24 protein-coding genes and 1 pseudogene are annotated in these 21,511 nt (G+C 53.5%); 13 read left to right on the top strand and 12 right to left on the bottom strand.

Annotation, left to right across the window (positions count from 1 at the left end; all coding sequences use genetic code 11):
- The first annotated feature begins 36 nt into the window (after window positions 1–36).
- Window positions 37–1,773 (top strand): thiosulfohydrolase SoxB, encoded by a 1,737-nt coding sequence (gene soxB / locus B9Z35_RS07755; protein ID WP_108283128.1) that lies wholly within the window; start codon window positions 37–39, stop codon window positions 1,771–1,773.
- Between the two features lie 26 nt (window positions 1,774–1,799).
- Window positions 1,800–2,027, top strand: a complete 228-nt coding sequence (locus tag B9Z35_RS07750; RefSeq protein WP_108283127.1) for a DUF2892 domain-containing protein — start codon at window positions 1,800–1,802, stop codon at window positions 2,025–2,027.
- Window positions 2,028–2,033: 6 nt separating this feature from the next.
- Here B9Z35_RS07750 and B9Z35_RS07745 read toward each other — a convergent pair whose 3' ends face one another.
- The 3 genes from B9Z35_RS07745 to B9Z35_RS07735 are packed head-to-tail and all read right to left on the bottom strand — an operon-like array spanning window position 2,034 to window position 3,994.
- A complete protein-coding gene (locus B9Z35_RS07745) occupies window positions 2,034–3,095 on the bottom strand; it encodes a YeeE/YedE family protein (protein ID WP_233246513.1) in 1,062 nt (353 codons plus the stop codon).
- A 25-nt stretch (window positions 3,096–3,120) separates the two neighbouring features.
- Window positions 3,121–3,546, bottom strand: a complete 426-nt coding sequence (locus B9Z35_RS07740; protein WP_108283126.1) for a YeeE/YedE family protein — start codon at window positions 3,544–3,546, stop codon at window positions 3,121–3,123.
- Window positions 3,547–3,556: 10 nt separating this feature from the next.
- Window positions 3,557–3,994 carry a YeeE/YedE family protein gene (locus B9Z35_RS07735; RefSeq protein ID WP_108283125.1) on the bottom strand — a complete coding sequence of 146 codons (438 nt, stop codon included), beginning with the start codon at window positions 3,992–3,994 and terminating at the stop codon, window positions 3,557–3,559.
- A 57-nt stretch (window positions 3,995–4,051) separates the two neighbouring features.
- Between B9Z35_RS07735 and B9Z35_RS07730 the strand changes: the two genes are divergently transcribed.
- The 4 genes and pseudogenes from B9Z35_RS07730 to B9Z35_RS07715 all read left to right on the top strand — a co-directional run.
- Window positions 4,052–4,924, top strand: a complete 873-nt coding sequence (locus tag B9Z35_RS07730; protein ID WP_108283124.1) for an MBL fold metallo-hydrolase — start codon at window positions 4,052–4,054, stop codon at window positions 4,922–4,924.
- A gap of 113 nt (window positions 4,925–5,037) precedes the next feature.
- On the top strand, window positions 5,038–6,051 hold the full coding sequence (locus B9Z35_RS07725) for a sulfate ABC transporter substrate-binding protein (protein WP_108283123.1): 1,014 nt from the start codon (window positions 5,038–5,040) through the stop codon (window positions 6,049–6,051).
- A gap of 66 nt (window positions 6,052–6,117) precedes the next feature.
- On the top strand, window positions 6,118–6,657 hold the full coding sequence (locus tag B9Z35_RS07720) for an outer membrane beta-barrel protein (protein ID WP_158268129.1): 540 nt from the start codon (window positions 6,118–6,120) through the stop codon (window positions 6,655–6,657).
- 67 nt (window positions 6,658–6,724) lie between these two features.
- A pseudogene (locus B9Z35_RS07715) lies at window positions 6,725–7,114 on the top strand (TOBE-like domain-containing protein); the annotation flags it as partial.
- A gap of 11 nt (window positions 7,115–7,125) precedes the next feature.
- Here B9Z35_RS07715 and B9Z35_RS07710 read toward each other — a convergent pair.
- The 6 genes from B9Z35_RS07710 to B9Z35_RS07685 form a co-directional block, all read right to left on the bottom strand.
- A complete protein-coding gene (locus B9Z35_RS07710; RefSeq protein ID WP_108283120.1) occupies window positions 7,126–8,025 on the bottom strand; it encodes a dienelactone hydrolase family protein in 900 nt (299 codons plus the stop codon).
- 11 nt (window positions 8,026–8,036) lie between these two features.
- A complete protein-coding gene (locus tag B9Z35_RS07705) occupies window positions 8,037–8,615 on the bottom strand; it encodes a rhodanese-like domain-containing protein (RefSeq protein WP_108283119.1) in 579 nt (192 codons plus the stop codon).
- Between the two features lie 74 nt (window positions 8,616–8,689).
- On the bottom strand, window positions 8,690–8,995 hold the full coding sequence (locus tag B9Z35_RS07700) for a c-type cytochrome (protein ID WP_108283118.1): 306 nt from the start codon (window positions 8,993–8,995) through the stop codon (window positions 8,690–8,692).
- Window positions 8,996–9,099: 104 nt separating this feature from the next.
- Window positions 9,100–9,426 (bottom strand): hypothetical protein, encoded by a 327-nt coding sequence (locus B9Z35_RS07695; protein ID WP_146178968.1) that lies wholly within the window; start codon window positions 9,424–9,426, stop codon window positions 9,100–9,102.
- 9 nt (window positions 9,427–9,435) lie between these two features.
- Window positions 9,436–10,785, bottom strand: a complete 1,350-nt coding sequence (locus B9Z35_RS07690) for a TolC family protein (protein WP_108283116.1) — start codon at window positions 10,783–10,785, stop codon at window positions 9,436–9,438.
- Entirely contained in the window at window positions 10,782–14,006 is a 3,225-nt protein-coding gene (locus tag B9Z35_RS07685) for an efflux RND transporter permease subunit (RefSeq protein WP_108283115.1), read from the bottom strand. The genes B9Z35_RS07690 and B9Z35_RS07685 overlap by 4 nt, the downstream gene beginning before the upstream one ends.
- Before the next feature lie 83 nt (window positions 14,007–14,089).
- Between B9Z35_RS07685 and B9Z35_RS07680 the strand changes: the two genes are divergently transcribed.
- From B9Z35_RS07680 to B9Z35_RS07650, 7 genes are all read left to right on the top strand, one after another.
- Window positions 14,090–14,449 carry a helix-turn-helix transcriptional regulator gene (locus tag B9Z35_RS07680; RefSeq protein WP_108283114.1) on the top strand — a complete coding sequence of 120 codons (360 nt, stop codon included), beginning with the start codon at window positions 14,090–14,092 and terminating at the stop codon, window positions 14,447–14,449.
- A complete protein-coding gene (locus B9Z35_RS07675; protein ID WP_108283113.1) occupies window positions 14,446–14,826 on the top strand; it encodes a rhodanese-like domain-containing protein in 381 nt (126 codons plus the stop codon). The genes B9Z35_RS07680 and B9Z35_RS07675 overlap by 4 nt, the downstream gene beginning before the upstream one ends.
- A gap of 15 nt (window positions 14,827–14,841) precedes the next feature.
- Entirely contained in the window at window positions 14,842–15,288 is a 447-nt protein-coding gene (locus tag B9Z35_RS07670; protein WP_108283112.1) for an OsmC family protein, read from the top strand.
- Window positions 15,289–15,306: 18 nt separating this feature from the next.
- A complete protein-coding gene (locus B9Z35_RS07665) occupies window positions 15,307–15,648 on the top strand; it encodes a carboxymuconolactone decarboxylase family protein (RefSeq protein ID WP_108283111.1) in 342 nt (113 codons plus the stop codon).
- A gap of 25 nt (window positions 15,649–15,673) precedes the next feature.
- Entirely contained in the window at window positions 15,674–17,116 is a 1,443-nt protein-coding gene (gene ccoG / locus B9Z35_RS07660; RefSeq protein WP_108283110.1) for a cytochrome c oxidase accessory protein CcoG, read from the top strand.
- 61 nt (window positions 17,117–17,177) lie between these two features.
- Window positions 17,178–18,107, top strand: coding sequence for a prenyltransferase (locus B9Z35_RS07655; RefSeq protein ID WP_199219790.1), 930 nt, complete (start codon window positions 17,178–17,180; stop codon window positions 18,105–18,107).
- Window positions 18,108–18,114: 7 nt separating this feature from the next.
- Window positions 18,115–19,281 (top strand): MFS transporter, encoded by a 1,167-nt coding sequence (locus tag B9Z35_RS07650; RefSeq protein ID WP_108283109.1) that lies wholly within the window; start codon window positions 18,115–18,117, stop codon window positions 19,279–19,281.
- A 32-nt stretch (window positions 19,282–19,313) separates the two neighbouring features.
- On the opposite strand, the gene B9Z35_RS07645 is transcribed toward B9Z35_RS07650, so the two are convergent.
- The 3 genes from B9Z35_RS07645 to B9Z35_RS07635 all read right to left on the bottom strand — a co-directional run bounded on the left by B9Z35_RS07645 (window position 19,314) and on the right by B9Z35_RS07635 (window position 21,511).
- On the bottom strand, window positions 19,314–19,529 hold the full coding sequence (locus B9Z35_RS07645; RefSeq protein WP_108283108.1) for a DUF2892 domain-containing protein: 216 nt from the start codon (window positions 19,527–19,529) through the stop codon (window positions 19,314–19,316).
- A 69-nt stretch (window positions 19,530–19,598) separates the two neighbouring features.
- Entirely contained in the window at window positions 19,599–20,444 is an 846-nt protein-coding gene (locus tag B9Z35_RS07640; RefSeq protein ID WP_233246512.1) for an amidohydrolase, read from the bottom strand.
- 5 nt (window positions 20,445–20,449) lie between these two features.
- On the bottom strand, window positions 20,450–21,511 hold the full coding sequence (locus B9Z35_RS07635) for an isocitrate/isopropylmalate dehydrogenase family protein (RefSeq protein ID WP_108283107.1): 1,062 nt from the start codon (window positions 21,509–21,511) through the stop codon (window positions 20,450–20,452).

Genomic DNA, 21,511 nt, shown 5'->3' with positions numbered 1-21,511 from the left:
GGCTTTTTTACGCAAATTAAATAAGTAGGTGCTGATATGAACTTAACCAAACGCGAATTCATGCAAGTCATGGGTGCTGGCTCGATGGCGGGCCTCAACATGAATGCTTTTGCCCAAGCAGATAACAAAGTGGCTGCCAATGGCCTGTATGACATTCCCAAGTTTGGTCAAGTGTCATTCCTGCACATGACCGACTGCCACGCGCAGTTGAAACCCATCTATTTCCGCGAGCCCAGTGTCAACCTTGGCATTGGCAGTATGAAAGGCCAGTTGCCCCATTTGGTTGGCGAGCATTTGCTCAAAACGGCTGGTGTGCGTCCTGGTAGCGCCGAAGCCTATGGCATGAGCTATTTGAACTTTGAAGTGGCCGCCAAGCGCTACGGCAAAGTGGGCGGCTTCGCGCACTTAGCCACTTTGGTCAAGCGCCTCAAAGCCAGTCGCCCCGGAGCCTTGTTGCTTGACGGTGGTGATACTTGGCAAGGTTCAGCCACCTCGTTGTGGACCAACGGCCAAGACATGGTCGACGCTTGTAAGTTGCTTGGCGTTGACGTGATGACCGGTCACTGGGAATTCACCTACGGCATGGAACGCGTGCAAGAAATCGTCAACAAAGACTTTGCTGGCAAGGTCGACTTCGTCGCGCAAAACATCAAGACACAAGACTTTGGCGACCAAGTGTTCAAGCCTTACGTCATCCGCGAGATGAATGGCGTGCCTTGCGCCATCATCGGTCAAGCTTTCCCGTACACACCGATTGCTAACCCACGCTACATGGTGGCCGATTGGGCGTTTGGCATTCAAGACGAAAACATGCAAAAGATGGTTGACGAAGCCCGTGCCAAAGGTGCGCAAGTGGTCGTCGTCATCAGCCACAACGGTATGGACGTGGACTTGAAAATGGCCAGTCGTGTGAGCGGCATCGATGCCATCATGGGTGGTCATACCCACGACGGCATGCCAGTCGCTACTTTGGTGAACAACAAGGGCGGCAAGACCATCGTCACCAATGCAGGCTCTAACGGTAAGTTTTTGGGTGTGCTCGACTTCGAAGTGAAGAACAAGAAGATCACGGACTTCCGTTACAAGCTGTTGCCCATCTTCTCCAACATGTTGCCTGCCGATAAAGAGATGGACGCGCTCATCAACAAAATTCGTGCACCTTATGAGGCCAAGCTGAATGAAAAGCTGGCCATCACAGAAGGCACGTTGTACCGCCGTGGCAACTTCAACGGCACGGGTGACCAGTTGTTGCTCGACGCATTGATGGATGTCCAAGGCGCCGATATGGCCTTCTCGCCTGGATTCCGTTGGGGCACATCACTCTTGCCTGGTCAAGCGATCACGCGTGAATGGTTGATGGATATGACTGCAACGACTTACTCGTATGCCACCGTGACCGAAATGACCGGCGAGACCATCAAGACCGTGCTCGAAGACGTGTGCGACAACTTATTCAACCCAGATCCTTACTACCAACAAGGTGGCGACATGGTGCGCGTGGGTGGCCTCGAATACGTTTGCAAACCCAATGAAAAGATGGGCAGCCGTATCAGTGAGATGCGCCTGAAAGGCAAGCTCATCGATGCCAACAAAAAATACAAAGTGGCTGGTTGGGCACCCGTGTCAGAAGACGCCAAAAACCAAAACCTCAAGCAAGTGTGGGAAGTGGCCGAGCAGTGGCTCAAGGCCAGCGGCGGCAAGGTGTCAACACGCAAGCTCAACACGCCAAAGCTCGAAGGTGTGCTGCCTAACCCCGGCTTTGCTGCGGTTTGAAACGAATTTAAATTGGAGTAATTGAAATGACTGTCGAACGTTACATCCGCATTGTTGCGGGCTTGTTCATCATGGTGTCACTGGCTTTGGGTGTGGAGACGAGCCCATTGTTTGTGAGCCACTGGGCTTTGGCCTTCACGGCATTTGTAGGACTGAACTTGTTTCAGTTTGGCTTTACCAACTTTTGCCCCATGGGCATCATCTTGCGCAAGCTCGGCGTGCCCGAGGGCACTGCCTGCGCCGTTGCTGAATAAGTTGTTTCAGATAGGGCTGTTGATGGACTTGAGCGCTTTGTAAGTCAATCCAGCCCCTAAGATGATCGACACCAGTGTGAGCCACGCGGTGTTTGAGAAGATGGCACCACCACTCATGCCTGAGCCCACGGTGCAACCACCCGCCATGACAGCGCCAAAGCCCATCAACACGGCGCCTGTCAGGTAGTGACCCAGTTTGTTTTCAGTTTGAAAGCCTTCAAACTTGAATTCACCAAACATCACGCTCGCCACCAATGATCCAATAAATACACCTGGCAATAAGCCCGCATCAAAACCAAAGTTAGGTGCGGTGGTCGTGGAGAGGGTGCGCATCAACCATTCTGCTGAAGGGCTGCTGAAACTCAAGCTTTGAACGGGGATCGGTTCGAACGACACGCCTGCAATGAGTTGCGTGAAACCCCAACCCAAGGCGATGGCCAAACCGACAAACGCACCGGCCCAGTTCCAAGTGTTGCTGCTACTGTCTTCGCTGTGACGCAGGCGCCAAAGTGCCACAGCTCCCATGGCAATACCTATGACCAAACCCAGCCATGTGCTGGTGAGATTGAGCAAATTGCGGTCAGGGCCACCCTCGACCATCCACAGAGATGTGACCCACTGACGTGCGGGTGCCAAAAGTCCAGAGATAGAGGCTTGCACGGTTACAGCAAACACCAAACCAGAGAGCAGGGCGCGCAAATTACCGTTGGCCGAAAGAATTAACAAACGGCTGGCGCAGCCACGCGTCATGATCATGCCCATACCAAACATCAGGCCACCCACCACAGCACCAGAGATGCTGCCGGGCGAACCCAGATGACGCGAGCTTTCAGGTTTCAAGAAACCCACCAACACAATGGCTTGCACCGCCAGAATGGCCACAGCAAAACCCATCAACCACACCGCCAAACGCGAGCCCCAGGTGCCATCGCAGCATTCAATGACAGCGGCACGTGCACAAAACTTTGAACGTTGCGCAAAAAAACCAAAAAACAAACCAATGAGCGCACCACCCACGGCCAATACCGAGTGGTCTCCGAAGGTTTCAATCAAGTTGGTCAAGTTCACAAAGTTCCCCAATGGTCAGTGGCGGTCAAGCCTTCAATTGTCTCTTTTTTTTGAAAAGCTCGAACAGCGCCATGCCAACCATCATCGCCAGTACAAATATCAAGGCTTTGTCATTGCCAGAGGCCATGGCCACCAGAGCGGGGCCAGGGCAAAAGCCTGCCAGCCCCCAGCCCAAGCCAAACATCAAACTGCCCAGCACCAATGGCCGGTCGATTTGCGTCATCTCAGGCCAATGAAAAGGCGCACCTGAGAGGCTGCACGTTTTCTTCTTGGCCCAGCCAAAGGCAAGAAATCCGACCATCACGCCGCCGCCCATGACAAAAGCCAACGAGGGGTCCCACAAACCAGCCAAGTCTAAAAAACCTTGCACCTTGCCGGGGTCTGTCATGCCAGAAATCAACAAGCCCAAGCCAAAGGTGAGGCCCAACACAAATTCAATCACGCGTTGCATGTAAGACACCTCACAACACATGGCGAATCACAAACACGGTGATGAACCCCGTGCTCATGAAAGACAAAGTAGCGACCAAAGAGCGCGCCGACAAGCGACTGAGGCCGCAAATACCATGACCACTGGTACAACCCGCACCCCAGCGTGTGCCAAAGCCCACCAGCAAACCTGCTGCAATGACCATGGCCCAATTCGCATCAATGCGAGGGGTATGCACCAGCTCCGCAGGCAGGATGAATTTGGCTACCCATGGTGCTGCAAACATACCGAGTAAAAATGTGAAACGCCAGGGGGAATCAGCAGACTTAGGCGTCAGAAGACCTTCCAAAATACCAGTGACGCCCAAGATGCGTCCACTGTTTAAAAACAACGCGCCCGCCGCTATGCCAAGCAAAATTCCGCCTAACAAGGCAGGCCAGGGTGTGAAATGAAGCCAATCGATTTGCATACTACGTATATCTAAAGTTACCTATATTATTGTGCCCTTATGAACCAGAGCTTATCTATGTCCGCTGCACTGAACCCGATCGTTCACGGCATCTTCGATCCAGCCACTTGGACCGTGACCTATGTGGTTTATGAGAAAGAGGGCAGTGCTTGCGCCATCATTGATTCGGTGCTCGATTACGACCCCAAATCAGGACGCACCAGCACTGAGTCGGCAGACAAAGTCATCGCGTTTGTGCGTGAGAAAAACCTGCAAGTGCAATGGATTTTAGAAACCCATGCCCATGCTGACCACCTCACTGCAGCCCCTTATCTCAAGGCGAAGTTGGGTGGACAAACCGCGATTGGCGACCACATCACTGCAGTGCAGCGTGTGTTCAAAGGCATCTTTAATTTAGAAGCTAGCTTCAAAGAAGACGGCACACAGTTTGACCATCTGTTGCAAATGGATGAAACATTTGCCATTGGTAACTTACGTGCCCAAGCCATTTATGTGCCGGGGCATACGCCCGCCTGTGTGGCCTATCAAGTAGGTGATGCGGTGTTTGTGGGTGACACCTTGTTCATGCCCGATGTGGGCTCGGCACGCTGTGACTTTCCTGGCGGTTGCGCCAAAACCCTCTATGCGTCAGCTCGCAAAATTTTGAGCCTGCCAGGCAACACCCGCTTGTTCATGTGCCACGACTACCCGCCCGAGACGCGTGACGTGAAGTTTGAAACCACAGTGGCCGAGCAACGCGCAAACAACATTCATTTGCACGATGGCATCGACGAAGCAGAGTTTGTGCGCATGCGCACTGAACGTGACGCTACCTTGGCTATGCCGGTGCTCATCTTGCCGGCGGTGCAAATCAATATTCGCGCGGGGGCGTTTCCGCCCAAGGACAACAACGGTGTGTCGTACCTCAAAATCCCATTGAACGCGCTTTGACACTGGCTTAGATGTTTCGGTAATTAACTACCAAAAACTCTGTCGTTCCCTTTTGGCGCTGTTGCGCCAAGAATCCATCCATCGCAAATTTAGATGGATTCAAAGGGAACACAATGATTCAACGCAAACACTTTCTCAAAACTCTGGTGGCCACAGCCTTTGTAGCTGTGAGCGGTTTGGCAACTGCACAAACCGCCCCCGTCACCTTGCTCAACGTGTCGTACGACCCGACCCGCGAGTTGTACAGCGAGTTCAACGCCGCCTTCGCCAAACACTGGAAAGCACAAACTGGCCAAGACGTGACCATCAAGCAGTCGCATAGTGGCTCGGGCAAACAAGCCCGCTCGGTCATTGACGGCATTGATGCAGACGTGGTCACCTTGGCATTGGCCGGTGACATTGATGCCTTGTACAAAAACGGTGGCCTCATTCCCCAAGACTGGCAAAAGCGTTTGCCACACAACTCGTCGCCTTACACCTCCACCATCGTGTTGGTGGTGCGCCAGGGCAACCCCAAGGGCATCAAAGACTGGGACGACTTGGTCAAGCCCGGCATCAGTGTCATCACACCCAACCCCAAAACATCGGGTGGCGCACGATGGAACTACTTGGCTGCTTGGGAATTTGCCAAGCGGAAATACGGTGGCGATGCAAAAGCCAAAGACTTTGTGAAGAAACTCTATGAGAATGTGCCCGTGCTCGACACTGGCGCCCGTGGCTCCATCATCACGTTTGCACAACGCAACCAAGGTGATGTCTTGATCGCTTGGGAAAACGAAGCTTACTTGCTCGAAAAAGAATTCGGCGCTAAGTTTGATGTGGTCGTACCTTCCATTTCTATCCTCGCGGAACCCGCTGTCACCGTGGTTGACAAAAATGTGGACAAGAAGGGTACGCGTGCCGTGTCACAAGCGTATTTGGAATATCTTTACAGCGAAGAAGGCCAAGACATTGCAGGCAAAAACTTCTACCGCCCTACATCTCCTAAAGCCCAAGCCAAATACGCCAAGCAGTTCCCTAAGCTGAACTTGGTCACCATCGATAAATCATTTGGCGGCTGGAGCAAAGCCACCAAAGAGCACTTTGCGGACGGCGCGAACTTTGATCAAATCTATCTCAAGAAGTAAGTGGGTACAGGATTTGTGGGGACTTTTGAAAGTCCTACAATCTAATAAAGTTGATGATTGATGCCTATGAAATACCTATTTGCATTTTTGCTGGCTTCTATGAGCTTTTGTGGCTACGCCCAAAAAGCGGGTGATTTGTTTGGCGGTATCAATTACTCTTTGGCGACTTTAAAAACTGAAAGCCTCGGAACTTACAAGCCCTCAACGCTTGGGCTTGGTCTGAGTTATGTGGCGATTGATAACTTGGCCATCGAAGGAGGTGTCTTTGGTGGTCTGCAAAGCTCATCTGACGCTTCCAATGCGGGCACACCTATGACGCTTAAAGTGATTGATGGATATGGCTTTAGTTTTCGTCCATTTATTGGTTTGAATGAGTCGTGGGGTGGCTATGTCAAGTTAGGCCGTCAATACGGCACACAGGAAGTTGTGTTCCAAAATGGCTCGAGTCAGCAGGCCACCTATGCGCACACCATTTATGGCTTGGGTGTGTCGCACAAAATCCATTCCCAATGGGGTATCACTGCTGATTACACCAAAACAAAACGTATCCCTAGCGAAAAGGCCACTTCTACCGCCATTGGCATTGGACTTCGCTATAAGTTTTAATGATGAGTGTCGATGGATCATCTAACTGCCCGCATGCATGCGGGCTTTTTCTTTATACGGCTACGTTGTGTATGGCTTCTTGGGCGATGTGAACTTGTTCCATGGCCGAGCCCACGAAGGCGAAATGCACATCGGTGTGGAAGACCAAACTGTGCGCGTGGCAAGCCCTGAGCACCATGACACACAAGATGCCAAAGCCTTTGCCTATGTGCGTCCGCATGACTTGGATGTGCGTCGCTACACCCATGGCGAAGAAGGCATCGTCGCTAAGCTCACGCGTGCGATTGTGGTGGGGCCGATTGCCCGCCTTGAGCTGATTGCCGCAGAAGGCGACAGCCCGTCTGACGAGCAGATCATTGAAGCGCAAATCCCTGCATCGCAGTTCTACGAGCAGGGATTTACAGAGGGGGAGACCTTGGTGCTCACACCGCGCAAAGCGCGGGTGTTTGTGGCCTAAGCGTTGTTCGCTTAAACGTATTGCTTGAGCCAAGCTATAGCGCGGCTCCAGCCATCTGCCGCAGGTGCTGCACGGAAGCTGGCACGGTAGTCGGCATGAAACGCGTGCGGTGCATCTGGGTACAACACAAACTCACTGGCCTTGGCCGCTTTGTTGCCTTTTGATGCAGCTTGCGCCAAGGCTTCTTTCATGTTGTTGATCGATGTGACGGGAATGCCAGTGTCGGCCCCGCCGTACAAACCCAGCACAGGTGCTTTCAAAGAAGCGGCTAATTCAATCGGGTGCTTTGGGTTGTTGACATTGGTTTGGCCCTCCATGCGACCGTACCAAGCCACACCTGCTTTGACCTTGGGGTTGTGCTCTGCGTAGAGCCATGTGATGCGACCCCCCCAGCAAAAACCAGTGATGGCCGCACGGTTAGCATTGCCACCGTTTTTGCCTGCCCATTGCAAGGCGGCATCTAAGTCGGCCATCACTTGTGCGTCTGGCACTTTGGAGATGATCTCTGCTTGCAGCTTGGCAATTTCGCCATACATGCTGGGATCACCTTGGCGCACAAACAGCTCGGGTGCAATGGCCAAGTAGCCGGCTTTGGCAAAGCGGCGCGTCACGTCGGCAATGTATTCATGCACACCAAAAATTTCGGAAATCACCAAGACCACGGGCAAGTCGGTTTTACCTTTGGGCGCCGAGCGGTAGGCTGGCATTTTGAAACCATTGACGTCAATCGTGACTTCGCCTTCGATCAAGCCTTCACCTGAAGTTTGAATGGCGGTCTGTGCGATCAAGGGCATGGCCGAAGCGGCGTACCCCAAGCCCAGTGCAGTTTGCAAAGCGAGGCGACGTGTGGGTGCCGATTCATCTTTGCTGTTGAGCAATGCCTGTGTGTCTTGGATCCAATTGGTGTGCATGAAGTGCCTCTTTAGAAATCGCCTTTGAGGACGGGGAAGCCCAATGCTGCCCAGTCCAACATACCGCCACGATAGTAATAAATTTTGGAAGCCGGGAAGCCATCACGTGTCATAGCCAGAATGGCCGTGGGGCTTTGTGGGCACACGGGGCCATTGCAAAACGCAAACACTTTTTTGGCGCTTGCACAGTCCCATCCTTTGGCTGTTTTCTTGCAGCCCAGTTCGTCCATGCGTGCAGACACTTCGGTGTAGACGATGTGGTGTGAACCGGGGATGGTGCCTGCGGCACGGTCTTCGGGTTCACGCATGTCGACCAACATGGCATCGCGGTCATTCATGGCGTTGAGCATTTCAATCTCGCCAACGGGGGTAACACCTGCGACCGGCACCATGGGTTGGAGCCAACCTTTGTTTTTGGCGCAGGGTGTCATGACGCGTTTTATTTCGCGCTCTTCGCCTTTGGCGTTCTTCACCACGAACTTGGTGTCAGTGCCAATGATGCGCAGGTATTCAGGGTCAGCGGCGACGCTGTTCAGGCTCAAGGTGGCCAAGCCGAGGGCTGCGAGGAGGTGGGTGATGTTGAGTTTCATCTTTTTCTTTCTATGCAAATGCTAAAAAAAGAGCTTCCCGAGGGAAGCTCATGAAGGTACGAGTACCAGTCGTATTACTTGGCGCCTGACAACACCCATGCAGCAAGGGTTTTTGCATCGGCATCGCTGAGTTGCGCTTGTGGTGGCATGGGGATAGGACCCCATTTGCCGCTACCGCCAGCTTTGATGCTTTTGGTCAGGTTGGCTTCAGCATCGGCTTGTCCGGCATATTTTTTGGCCACGTCTTGGTAGGCTGGGCCCACAATTTTTTTGTCTACAGCATGGCAAGCCAAGCAGTTGTTTTTCTTGGCCAAATCAGCGTTAGCCCATGCGCCTGTGCTGGCAAGGGCCAAAAGGGTGATGGCTGTCAATTTTTTCATTTGTCAATCCTCTGAGAATCTAATTCGTTAGTTGCTTATGTATAAATTCTAGCAATCTTGATTCAGACTATCTTCAAGGGATTTCCCTGTCTTTGCTGGACGCTTTACCAAACACGCAACATGCGTTTGGGCTTGACCAGCGATTCTTTGCACATCTTGTCATCGCCTCGTGCATGTTGCATGTAAGCAATGTTGCGAAAGTAGCTGATCTCTTTGATTTGCTCCACATTCACCACCGCGTCTTTACGAAGCTGGCCATCCATCACTACAGGGCAGGCAATGATTTGCCACCATTTGCGGTCTTCGCCGTATTGGCTGCGAAGTGCTTTGTCGACGGCCGCGATGTCCTCTGCACAGTTACTGGCCGACGCAGGTGATGCTGCCAGTCCTAAAAAGCTGGCAAGCAAAAACGTGTGGAGGAGTCGCGACATGGCCATGGCTTATTTCAGCAAAGCATTCACTTGGCGTAATTGGGCTTCGCCCAATTCACCACTTGCGGCAGACAAGCGCAGTTGCTCCATGGCGGTTTGAATGCGCAGTTGCACCAAGGCCAACTCGGCCTGTGCAGCATCGTGCTCAGCGCCTAACAGTTCGTTGGTGGTGCGCGCACCGGTGCGGTGAGCTTGGCGCGTGGATGTGAGGCGCGCCTTGCTGGCTTGCTCGGATTGACTCAATGCTTGTAAGCGGGCTTGCGCGGTGCTCAGGCTTTGCCACGCGTCGCGTACCTGTTGCTCGATTTGTTGCTCAACCGCTTCTTGGTCGTAGCGCAGTTTTTCGACTTGCTTCAAAGCTTCGCGCTCGCGCGATTCCACCATACCGCCTGTACTGAGTGGTGCATTGAGCTGAATGCCCACCATGTATTGCGCCGTTTGGTTGCTGGCACTGCCATACATGCCTTGGCCAGATAGTCGATCCATTTGCGCTTGAGCCACCCAGTTCACTGTCATGGCATTGCCAGCTTTGATGCGTTTGGCTTCCTGGCCTTGGATGGCCTGCTGCAAGCCCATCATTTGGAGACTGGGGGATTGTTGTTTGGCGCGCTGAACCCAAGTGTTGGCATCAGCCAAGTTGGGTGGTGTGAGATTGATGTTGCCGATGGGCAGCAATTGCGTGGGTTCTTGGCCTGTTAATTGGCGATAGGCCACCTTCTTGTTGGCTAAGTTGTTTTCATGCGTGAGCACTTGGGCGCGAATTTCAGACACACGTGCGTTGGCCTCTTGCACATCCATCACGCTGGCATCGCCCACGGATTGACGTTTGCTGATTTCGGCAGCAGCTTGCTGCATGGCTTTTTGTTGTCGCTGCAACACGCTGAGAGTTTGTTCAGCGCCCACCACATCAAAGTAGCGTTGCGCCGTGCGCATGATGAGTGCTTGCTGGGCTTGCTGCCATTGGGTTTGTACGATTTGTGCGGACAGCTCTAACTGCTTGCTTTGCGCTTCGCGCTCTGGGCTGATCCATGCTTTTTGTGCGCCGATGCTGGCACGCGTCAAAGCGCCTGCATTCACATTCGTTTTGAATGTCACATCGCTTTGGTCCATGGCCTCTGCACCTTTGGTGCGACTGTCTGCGCCGCCTATGCCAACAGCACCACCAGCGGACACCATGTGTGCCCACAAGGCTTTGGCTTGTTCTTGTCTGAACGTGGCCTGCTCGTGCAAGGCACGTGCGGCTGCGATTTCTGGATCACGGGCAAGCGCTGCTTGCCATGCGTCTATCAAGTCGGCGGCGTGTGTGGCAGAGGTGATGCCAGCCAAGGTGAGTGCGGCAATGAGGGGCAAGCGTTTCATGCGTGTTCTCCAGAAATGACGGAAGCAGGCTTGTTCTTGAAAGCCATGAAATAGAGCAACGGAATCACCAACAAGGTGAGTGCGGTTGAGACAAAAATACCGAAGATGAGCGAGATGGCCAAGCCATTGAAGATCGGGTCATCCAAGATAAAGAACGCACCCATCATGGCGGCCAAACCGGTCAACACAATGGGTTGAGCGCGGGTGATGGCTGAGGCCACCACGGCATCTTTCAGGGCTACACCTTGCGAGACTTGCAAGCGGATGAAGTCCACCAACAAGATCGAGTTGCGCACGATGATGCCAGCCAAAGCGATCATGCCAATCATGGATGTGGCGGTGTAGGGCGCACCCAGCAAAGCGTGGCCTGGCATCACACCAATGATGGTGAGCGGGATAGGTGCCATGATGATGAGCGGCACGAGGTAAGAGCCAAATTGCGCTACCACCAGCAAGTAAATGAGCACCAAGCCCACGGCATAGGCAGCACCCATGTCGCGGAAGGTTTCATACGTCATTTGCCATTCACCATCCCACTTCACGGCGAAGTGTTGATAGGGGTCAGCGGGTTGTTGGATGAAGTACTCATCCACAGGTTTGCCATTGGGTGCTTGAATTTGGTTCAAGCCACTGCGCATGCCAAACATGCCGTACAGCGGGCTGTCGACCTTGCCAGCCATGTCACCCACCACGTAGGTGACGGGCAGCAAGTCTTTGTGATAAATCGGCTGTTCGCGCTGGGTGTCACTGATGGTGACGAGCTGACGAATGGGCACGATTTCGCGTTGCGAGTTACGCACGCCAAGGCTGAGTAGTTTGTCTAATGAGTCTTGCTCGCTCTTGGCTAAGCGAATGACGATGGCACCTGCGTATTTGTGTTGGTCATGTGCGTAGACGGTTGATTCACCTGCCAATGCCGCACGTAAGGTGCTGACGATGGCTTGTTGCGATACACCCATCTGCGCTGCTTTTTGGCGGTTGATCAACAGCACTTGGCGAGGCGCTGCGCTGATGGTGCTGTCGTCCACATCCACCACGCCTTGTTGTGCGCTGAACATCGCGCGCACAGATTTGGCCACTTGATTACGGCCTTCGTCTGTGGGGCCATACACCTCGGCCACGATGGGGGCCAACACGGGTGGGCCTGGTGGCACTTCAATCACTTTGACATTGGCGTTGAACTGCTTGCCAATCGCTTGCAGGGCAGGGCGCTCGCGCATGGCGATGATGTGGCTTTGCGCTTTACGCAAGTGCTTGTCTTGCAAGTTGACTTGGATGTCACCCACGTTGCCGCCGCTGCGCAAATAATATTGACGCACCAAACCGTTGAAGTTGATGGGGGCACTCAGGCCTGCATAAGCTTGGTAATGCGTCACCTCTGGCACGGTGGCTAAGTGAGCCCCCAAGGCACGCAAGACTTTTTCGGTTTCTTCCACGCGGGTGCCTGCGGGCATGTCGACCACGATTTGGAATTCAGACTTGTTGTCAAACGGCAGCATCTTCAAGGCAACCAAGCCAGCCACTGGTAAGGCCACCGACACCACGATCGCGCCGAGCACGGCAGCGCCTAGGCTCCAACGGTTGCGCTGGCCAGACTTGTCATTCAAGAAAGGTGTGAACACGCCATTGAAAAAACGCTTGAGCCATTGTTTGAATGCACTGTCATCTACAGCGCCGTGGGCTGGTGCGGCTTTCATCCAAATGCGAGCGAGCCAAGGTGTGACTACAAACGCCACAGCCAGCGACAACAACATGCCCATGCTGGCATTGATTGGGATAGGGCTCATGTAGGGCCCCATCAAACCAGTCACAAACGCCATGGGCAACAAAGCTGCAATGACGGTGAAGGTGGCAAGGATGGTGGGTGCGCCCACTTCGTCCACCGCGCCTGGAATGATTTGTGTGAGGGTTTTGTGAGGGAACAAACCTTGGTGACGGTGGATGTTTTCCACCACCACGATGGCGTCGTCCACCAAGATACCAATCGAGAAAATCAGTGCAAACAACGACACGCGGTTGAGCGTGAAGCCCCAAGCCCACGACGCAAACAGAGTGACCGTCAAGGTCAAGATCACAGCAGTACCCACAATGGCAGCTTCTCGGCGACCCAAGGCAATGAACACCAAGGCCACCACAGAGGCTGTGGCGAACAGCAGCTTTTGAATCAGCTTCTTGGCTTTGTCGTTCGCGGTTTCGCCATAGTTGCGCGTGCTGGTGACTTCCACGTTTTGTGGAATCTTGCTTTGCTTGAGTGTGGCCACTTGTGCCAATACTGCATCAGCCACCTCAATGGCGTTTTCGCCGGGCTTCTTGGTGATGGCGATGGTCACTGCGGTACGTTCGCTTGGCTTGGCACCTGCCACGCCATGCCACACAGCGGTGTTGGCCTGTGCGCCGCCATCACGCACTTGGGCAATGTCATGCACATGCAAAGGCGTACCCGCACGCACGCCCACCACCAAACTGGCCACATCTTTGGCACTGCTCAAGAACGGGCCAGACTCAATCGCAATGGCTTGTTGGCCGACCAACAAATCACCCACCGGTGCGCCCAAATGCGCCGCTTGCAAAGCCATGCGTAGCTCAGGCACAGTGATGCCAGCGGCTTGCATGCGTGCAGGGTCAATGTCAATTTGAATGGCGCGTGATGGGCCGCCCACGGTGGTGACTTCGCGTGTGCCTTTGACGCGTTTCAAATCTATCTCAATGTTTTGTGAAATGCGCTCCAGTTCAAAGGCACTCAGGTCGGCGTCCTTGCCGTGCAAGGTGAGTGAAACGATGGGCACATCATCAATGCCTTTGGGCTTGATGAGGGGCTGCAACACGCCCAAGCCTTTGGGCAGCCAATCGGCATGCGAGTTAACCGTGTCATACAAACGGACCAATGCTTCGGTGCGCGGCACGCCCACCTTGTATTGCACAGTCACCACCGACATGCCGGGCTGCGAGACTGACATGACGTGCTCGACACCGGCAATTTGCGACAGCACTTGCTCGGCAGGGCCAGACACCATTTGCTCCACATCCTTCACCGATGCGCCCGGGAAGGGGATCAGCACATTGGCCATGGTCACGTTGATCTGTGGTTCTTCTTCACGCGGCGTCACCAAGACGGCGAATACACCGAGCAGAAAGCACACAAGTGCCAGCAGTGGTGTGATCTGTGAAGCTTGAAACATGCGGGCCAATCGGCCAGAGATGCGGAGTTTTGAATCAGTCATGGCGGCTATTCTATAAATAATTGACTGATTATTTAACTAAACAATTAAATAATCAATCACTTAAATAAGTCTACAATTCGTTCATGACCCAACTTCCAGAGCAAGCCATCGACCGTGTGGCCAACTACTTCCAAGCACTGGCCGAACCCACGCGCCTTCGCATCTTGAACCTGCTACGCGAGGCTGAGCACAACGTGGGCGAGCTGGCCGAGGCTTGTGGCTACACGGCCGCCAACATGTCGCGCCACTTGGCAGTGTTGATGCAACAAGGATTCGTCAAGCGCGAAGGCCGTGGCACCAGCGTGTATTACCAAATTGCGGACCCCACTATTTATGCCCTGTGTGATTTGGTGTGCGATCGCATCGCCCAACAGCACTCAGAACAATCGTGGCCAACCGCCATTGCTTCTAAAAAACGTAACGTCACAAGGAAAGCCGCATGAAAACCGCACACGATTTAGTTGTTGAAGCCAAGCAAGCCGTACAAGAAATTTCCGTCGATCAGGCTGTTGTCGCCCTTCAGTCGTGTGACGTTCTGATTGATGTGCGCGAGACAGACGAATATTTGGCAGGCCATTTACCAGGCGCCATCCACATGTCGCGTGGCATGTTGGAGTTCAAGATGGCGGGCAACCCCAAGATGCAGGCGCGAGACCTAAACATCCTGCTGTATTGCAAAACCAGTGGCCGTGCGGCTTTGAGCGCTAAGTCACTTGCTGAGATGGGCTACACCCACATCCAATCCATCGCCGGGGGCATTGATGCTTGGGTGGCTGCAGGGCACGACGTGTTCAAGCCTGCACAGCCTTCATTTGAATAAATCAAGGAAAAGCCTATGTCAGGAAAAACTATACGCGTTGAGCTATCGCAACGGCATGACTACCGCTTCGACATAGCATTTGGCGATGCAATGCCCGTGCTCACCAGCGACGAGCCCGCCCCCCTAGGAACAGGCTTAGGCCCATCGCCGGTGCAAATGCTTTGCGCAGCGGTGGGTAATTGTTTGTCAGATTCCTTGTTGTTTGCGTTTCGAAAATTCAAACACGAACCCAGTCCTATCCAGTGCGTGGTGATGGCCGAAATTGGGCGTAACGATGACAACCGTTTGCGCGTGTTGCACATGAATGCGCAAATTCGCATGGGTGTGCTGGCCGCGTCGCTAGAACAAGTCGACCACGTGTTGGCACAGTTTGAAGAGTTTTGCACTGTGACGCAAAGCGTGCGTCAAGGCATTCCCATCACGGTGGAAGTGTTTGACAGCGTTGGGCAGCAACTGAAGTAATTTGAAGAGGATCACACCATGAGTACGTTTGATCATGCCAACTTGATGCAAGGCATCAACGAGTGCTTGACGCCCTTTCGTAAATCGCAATCCGAAGCTATGCAAGGCTTTGGACAACTCGCGCGTGCTTCTATGGCTGAGGGCGCTATCACTGCCAAAAACAAAGAGCTGATCGCTTTGGCCATTGGCATTACTCAGCACTGCTCTGGTTGTGTGGGATTTCATGTCAAGGCTTTGCGTAAATTGGGTTGCACCCGCGAAGAGCTAGAAGAAATGTTGACCATCTGCGTGTACATGGGCGGTGGCCCTGCGTTGATGTATTCGGCCGAAGCCCTCAAGGCTTGGGACACATTGGCTTAAATTTTTTAATATTCGATTGAGTTTTATGATCACAGATAAGCAAGACCCCAGAAAAGTCATCTCTATCCAAGCTGTGCCAGTGGACGAGAGTGAAGAAATGGTTTCGCTCTACGCCGCAGCTAAGAAAATCTACCCACGCTCGGTCGAAGGCATTTTTGCTTATTGGCGCTGGATCACAGTGGCCATCACGCAAATCGTGTTTTACGGTTTGCCATGGGTGGAGTGGGGTACACGCCAAGCGGTGTTATTTGACTTGGAAGCCCGTCGCTTCTATATCTTTGGCTTGGTGTTGTACCCGCAAGACTTTATTTACTTGACTGGCTTGCTGGTCATCTCTGCTTTATCGCTGTTTTTGTTCACCGCAGTGGCGGGGCGTTTGTGGTGCGGTTATGCATGCCCGCAAACCGTGTACAGCGAAATCTTTTTGTGGATAGAACGCAAAATTGAAGGCGATCGCTCTGCGCGAATGCGTTTAGATGATGCAGAATTTTCTGTGAAGAAGCTCAGCAAAAAAATCTATAAGCACACAGCATGGATTCTGTTGTCACTGTGGACGGGGCTGACCTTTGTGGGCTACTTCACCCCGATTCAAGAATTGGTGTCGACAGCAGTGGCTTGGAGCTTTGGCCCATGGCAAGCCTTCTGGGTATTCTTCTACGCATTTGCCACCTATGGCAATGCAGGCTTCATGCGCGAGCAAGTGTGTAAATACATGTGCCCGTATGCACGCTTCCAAAGCGCCATGTTTGACCACGACACCCTCATCGTGACGTATGACGCAGAGCGTGGCGAGCCACGCGGTGCCCGTTCTAAGAAAACAGACTTAGTGGCTGCCAACTTAGGCTCGTGTGTTGATTGTTCGCTGTGCGTTCAGGTGTGCCCCACTGGCATTGATATTCGCAACGGCTTGCAATACGAGTGCATTGGTTGCGGTGCGTGTGCCGATGTGTGTGGCACAGTGATGGACAAGCTGGGCTACGCCAAAGGCTTGGTGCGCTACACCACGCAAAACGCCATGAACAACAAATGGACCACCAAGCAAACGCTGATGCGTGTTCTGCGCCCACGTGTGCTGATTTACACATCCATTTTGATGGCGATCATCATTGCCGTAGGTGTGTCCTTGGCCATGCGTACACCGTTCAAAGTGGATGTGGTGCGTGACCGTGCGACTTTGGCTCGAATCACTGAGAACGGTGGTATTGAAAATATCTACCGCTTGCAAGTAATGAACGCTTCCGAGGTCGATAAGACTTACCAAGTGTCAGTGGACGGCATGAAAGACATTGCCATCACCACGGATGCACAAGTGAAGGTGGCTGCAGCCCAAGCCCATTGGGTGGTGTTGAGTGTGAGCATTCCATATGGTTCGGCAGATGCGGGTTCTCACAAAATTACCTTCGATATCAAGGACACCTCTGGCAGCGATGTCATTCACGAGAAGTCCGTCTTCTTGGTGCCGCGTTAAAACGGTTAACTGTTTAAGCAGGGCCTGATGGCCCTGTTTCTTTTTGACTTTTCTATTGCCTATGACATCTCCACCTTCGACTGCTTTGCACTGGCGCACGCTGGTGCAGATGACGCGTCCCGGCTTTTTGGTCATCACGGCCGTGGCGTGTGTGTTGGGCACTTTGGTGGCTGCCGCATGTGGGCACAGCCCCAACATGTGGACGGCGCTGGCCACCTTGGTGTTGGCCTTGTTGATGCACGCCGCCGCCAATGTGATCAATGATTATCACGATGCCCTCAACGGCGCAGATGATGCCAACACGCAAGGCCTGTTTCCCTTCACCGGTGGTGCACGTCTGATTCAAAACGGCCATGTCAGCGTGCAAGACACGCACGACTTGGCTAAGGCTCTGTTTGTGTTTCTGATTCCTTGCGGGGCTTTGCTGGCGGTGAAGACGGGCGGAGGTTTGGTGGTGTTGGGGTTGGCAGGCATGTTGCTGGGATGGGGCTACTCAGCGCCGCCGCTTGCTTTGATGAAGCGTGGTTTGGGCGAGGCCACGGTGGCGTTGACGTGGGGCTTGGTGGTGGTGGGCGCTGACTATGTGCAACGTGGCCAGTTCTTTGTGATTCCTGTAGCCGTGGCGCTGAGCTTTGCGCTGTTGGTGGGCAACATCTTGGTCATCAATGGTTTTCCAGATGCGGTAGCAGATGCGCAAGTGGGCAAGCGCACGCTGGTGGTACGTTTGGGTACACGCCGCGGCGCTTGGCTGTATTTGCTCATTGCCTTGCTTGCGCATGCGTGGCTTGCGGCAGGTGTGTGGCTTTTTATTCACCCCGAGCCTGCGTTGTGGGGTTTGGTGTCAATGCCCTTATCGGTTTGGGCTTTTGTGCTTTTGCTTAAAAATGCAGACCAACCCGCACGTTTGGCCTTTGCCATTGTTTTGACCATCGCTGCTGCTGTGGTGCATGGTTTGGCCATTTCGGCTGGATTGCTCACTTTGATTTTTTAGGTCTTGTATGAACCGTCATCTAGTTTTGTTGTCTATCGCGCAGGGCTTGTTCCTGACCAACAACGTCACCTTCATTGCCATCAATGGTCTGGTGGGTTTGAGCTTGGCACCTGTCGCATGGATGGCCACATTGCCTGTCATGGGCTATGTGGTGGGTGGCGCATTCAGCACCGGCTTGGTGGCCAAATCGCAGCAGCGTTTTGGGCGCAAGGGCTCGTTTCAGTTAGGGCTGTTGGTGGCTTTGTTGTCCGCAGCCTTGGGCGCGTTTGCCGTGCTGTCGCAATCCTTCTGGTTGTTGGTCACGGCCACAGTGGTAGCGGGCTATTACAGCGCCAATGGCCAGTTGTATCGCTTTGCGGCGGCTGAGCTGTGCAAGCCTGACTACCGCGAGAAAGCGGTGTCGTTGGTGATGGCCGGCGGTTTGATTGGCGCGATCATTGGCCCCAACTTGGCGATTCAAACCAAGAGCTTATTTGGCATGCCGTTCGCCGGTGCCTATGTGGCCTTGATGGTGGTGGCTGTGTTGTCTATGGCGGTGATGAGCAAGATTGAATTCCCACCCGCACCCGTGGTCAAAGCCGATGAGGCAGGTGGCCGTCCCTTGGGCGAAATCATGCGTCAGCCTGTGTTCTTCATTGCGGCCTTGGCTGCTGCCTTGGGTTATGGCGTGATGAACTTGTTGATGGCCGCCACGCCACTGGCCATGCAGGTGTGCGGGTTCCCATTTGAAGACACAGCTTGGGTGTTGCAGTGGCACGTGATCGGCATGTTTGCGCCCGGCTTTGTGACGGGCCACCTCATCAAACGGTTTGGTGTGTTGACCATCATGGGCGTGGGCGTCTTACTGAATATTGGCTGCATTGCCGTGGCTTTGTCGGGTGTGGACTTGCACCAGTTTTTGTTCGCACTTTTCATGCTGGGTGTGGGCTGGAACTTTTTGTTCACAGGCAGCACCACCTTGTCGATGCAGGCCTACACGCCTCAAGAGAAAAACCGTGCCCAAGCCGCCATCAACTTTTGCGTGTTTTCTACCATGGCCTTCACTTCGTTTGCGTCAGGCGCGTTAGTGACCACACGAGGGTGGGCGTGGCTCAATTGGGGCTCGTTGGTGCCTGTGCTCATCACTGGTGCAGGTTTGCTCTGGTTGGCACGTAAAAAAGCCTCAGCCGCTTGAAAGCGCTGAGGCTGGTGTGAAGCGAGGGCTGTTTACATAGCAGGCTCTTCTTCCACCACTTTGAGTGGGCATGTGTTCAAACCCAACAAGGTGTACGCACCGCAAAAGCGGAACACACCTGTGGCCATCACGATGCCACCCACGATGTAGCCCCACAGTCCCACCACATTGGCGGCTGCCAATGCCATGAGTACCAAGCCTGCGACGATGCGCAGAACGCGGTCAATGCCGCCAACGTTTGCTGTCATGTATTTCTCCTAAGTGAAGCTTCATTAGACACCCAAGGCGTGGCATGGTGTTTGAGTTAAATCAATGCTTCAGAATTGGTAAAGCTGGTTCGGGTTGTCAACCAACACTCGTTGCTGTACTTCTGTGTTGGGTAGCCATTGCATGCGCTCATGCACAAGCGCATTGGCCGTGATAGCTCGGTACCGACTCACCTCATGTGGTCCTTTGCCTGGTTCTCGGTTTGTGTGTGGCCAGTCGCTGGCCCATAGCAAACGATCGGGGCGTGTGGCCAGCAAGCGTTGGCTCAGGGCCAGCAAAGTCTGCGCATCTTGGATGGGCGAACGGTAGCTGGCAGAGAGTTTGATGTAAATCTTGCCCTGTTCTAGCAAGTGCAACAAGGCTGTGGATTCAGGAGATGTGCAACTTGAGTCAGCCCACAGTGCAAAGTGATCCAGCACCACAGGCACCGCCAACTGATTGATGCACGCAGCACATGCCACGGTCACGGCCAACGGTGCATAGACTTGGATGTGCCAACCCAAGTCAGCCAACCTTGGTGCCCAAGTCTGCAAGGTCTCGCGCAATATGGCTGCGTTCAAAGCAACATCGTGCGCGCCCGAGCTTTCTAGGTTCAGTCGAATGCCCCGAACGCCTTGTGCATCCATGGTTTGCATAGCTGCCATGGGTGTGTCTGTGTCGAGCACCGCTACACCTCGGGCTTGTCCCTGCATGGCCTGCAAGGCATCGAGCATGCATTGGTTGTCGGTCCCATACACGCTTGGCTGGATGATGACCGTGCGCGTTAGTCCTTGGTGTTGCAGGTGGGCTTGCAGTTCAGGCACAGATGCAGGCCCCGGTGTGTATTGCCGTTCATCCACCATCGGATACGCCTGTACGTCACCGATGACGTGTACATGCGTGTCGCATCCACCCATAAGTATCATGGGTGTTGCAGGCGCTTCACCACGGCTTGACCCGTTGCTTGTGTGCCCAGCTTCCCGCCGATGTCGCGGGTTGATTCACCAACGGCAATGCATGCCGTGATGGCGTTTTCAATGGCGCTTGAGGCGTGCAGGTATGACTGCTGACCGCTGCGCTGTGCATGCCAGCTCAGCAGCATGGCTGCCGAGGTGATGAGCGAAAACGGATTGGCAATGTCTTGGCCTGCAATGTCTGGTGCAGACCCATGTGCCGCTTGTCCCATGGCATGGTGCAAACCGGCATTGAGTGAGCCGCCGAGACCTAAGCTACCCGAAAGTTCTGCAGTGAGGTCAGACAAGATGTCGCCAAACATATTGGTGGTCACGATGACGTCAAACCGATCAGGGGCGCGAACCACATGAGCCATCATGGCGTCGACGATGAAGTCATCTACAGTGACTTGTGGAAACTCTAAGGCAACGCGGCGGCAAGCATCCAAAAATATGCCGTCGGTGATCTTGAGTACATTGTGTTTGTGGACCAATGTCAAATGTTTGCGTCGTTGCATTGCCACTTCAAATGCGCTGCGTGCAATGCGCTCACAGCACTCACGTGTGATGCGACGCAGTGAGATGGCAACATCAGGAGTAACCAAGATCTCACTGTTGCCAGACTCCACGTTGCGGTCTGCATAAAAACCTTCTGTGTTTTCACGTACCACCACCAAATCAAATGGTGAAGTGATGGTTTTGACGCCCATATAAGTCCGTGAGGGGCGAATGTTGGCAAAGAGGTCGAGGCTTTTTCTAAAAAACTTTGAAGGATTAATTTCTCCTTTGGCTTCATCTTTGAAGTCGTAGGTGGCCATGGGGCCAAGCATTAAACCATCGGCGTTTTTTACTTTATCAAGCAAAGCTGGCGTCACTGTGGCGCCATGTATTTTTAAGCTCTCGTGACCTGCGATGTCATGCAATAAATCTAAATTGAAACCAAATTTTTCTGAGGCTGCACGCAGTACATCTACCGTGACTGCCATGGTCTCTGGGCCAATGCCGTCACCGGGTAAAACAACAATCTTCAT

The organism is Limnohabitans sp. Jir61 (genome assembly GCF_003063545.1).
GTDB lineage: Bacteria > Pseudomonadota > Gammaproteobacteria > Burkholderiales > Burkholderiaceae_C > Limnohabitans.
Note: the sequence above shows the minus strand (reverse complement) of the source record. Positions and strands in the feature narration are given on the sequence as shown.

Coding starts and splice junctions, on each gene's coding strand:
- B9Z35_RS07735 (WP_108283125.1), bottom strand. CDS start 3,994: ATGCAAATCGATTGGCTTCATTTCACACCCTGGCCTGCCTTGTTAGGC.
- B9Z35_RS07740 (WP_108283126.1), bottom strand. CDS start 3,546: ATGCAACGCGTGATTGAATTTGTGTTGGGCCTCACCTTTGGCTTGGGC.
- B9Z35_RS07645 (WP_108283108.1), bottom strand. CDS start 19,529: ATGACAGCAAACGTTGGCGGCATTGACCGCGTTCTGCGCATCGTCGCA.
- B9Z35_RS07705 (WP_108283119.1), bottom strand. CDS start 8,615: ATGAAACTCAACATCACCCACCTCCTCGCAGCCCTCGGCTTGGCCACC.
- B9Z35_RS07750 (WP_108283127.1), top strand. CDS start 1,800: ATGACTGTCGAACGTTACATCCGCATTGTTGCGGGCTTGTTCATCATG.
- B9Z35_RS07665 (WP_108283111.1), top strand. CDS start 15,307: ATGAGTACGTTTGATCATGCCAACTTGATGCAAGGCATCAACGAGTGC.
- B9Z35_RS07730 (WP_108283124.1), top strand. CDS start 4,052: ATGTCCGCTGCACTGAACCCGATCGTTCACGGCATCTTCGATCCAGCC.
- B9Z35_RS07675 (WP_108283113.1), top strand. CDS start 14,446: ATGAAAACCGCACACGATTTAGTTGTTGAAGCCAAGCAAGCCGTACAA.
- soxB (WP_108283128.1), top strand. CDS start 37: ATGAACTTAACCAAACGCGAATTCATGCAAGTCATGGGTGCTGGCTCG.
- B9Z35_RS07725 (WP_108283123.1), top strand. CDS start 5,038: ATGATTCAACGCAAACACTTTCTCAAAACTCTGGTGGCCACAGCCTTT.
- B9Z35_RS07680 (WP_108283114.1), top strand. CDS start 14,090: ATGACCCAACTTCCAGAGCAAGCCATCGACCGTGTGGCCAACTACTTC.
- B9Z35_RS07720 (WP_158268129.1), top strand. CDS start 6,118: ATGAAATACCTATTTGCATTTTTGCTGGCTTCTATGAGCTTTTGTGGC.
- B9Z35_RS07710 (WP_108283120.1), bottom strand. CDS start 8,025: ATGCACACCAATTGGATCCAAGACACACAGGCATTGCTCAACAGCAAA.
- B9Z35_RS07685 (WP_108283115.1), bottom strand. CDS start 14,006: ATGACTGATTCAAAACTCCGCATCTCTGGCCGATTGGCCCGCATGTTT.
- B9Z35_RS07635 (WP_108283107.1), bottom strand. CDS start 21,511: ATGAAGATTGTTGTTTTACCCGGTGACGGCATTGGCCCAGAGACCATG.
- B9Z35_RS07695 (WP_146178968.1), bottom strand. CDS start 9,426: ATGTCGCGACTCCTCCACACGTTTTTGCTTGCCAGCTTTTTAGGACTG.
- B9Z35_RS07690 (WP_108283116.1), bottom strand. CDS start 10,785: ATGAAACGCTTGCCCCTCATTGCCGCACTCACCTTGGCTGGCATCACC.
- ccoG (WP_108283110.1), top strand. CDS start 15,674: ATGATCACAGATAAGCAAGACCCCAGAAAAGTCATCTCTATCCAAGCT.
- B9Z35_RS07650 (WP_108283109.1), top strand. CDS start 18,115: ATGAACCGTCATCTAGTTTTGTTGTCTATCGCGCAGGGCTTGTTCCTG.
- B9Z35_RS07700 (WP_108283118.1), bottom strand. CDS start 8,995: ATGAAAAAATTGACAGCCATCACCCTTTTGGCCCTTGCCAGCACAGGC.
- B9Z35_RS07670 (WP_108283112.1), top strand. CDS start 14,842: ATGTCAGGAAAAACTATACGCGTTGAGCTATCGCAACGGCATGACTAC.
- B9Z35_RS07640 (WP_233246512.1), bottom strand. CDS start 20,444: ATGGGTGGATGCGACACGCATGTACACGTCATCGGTGACGTACAGGCG.
- B9Z35_RS07655 (WP_199219790.1), top strand. CDS start 17,178: ATGACATCTCCACCTTCGACTGCTTTGCACTGGCGCACGCTGGTGCAG.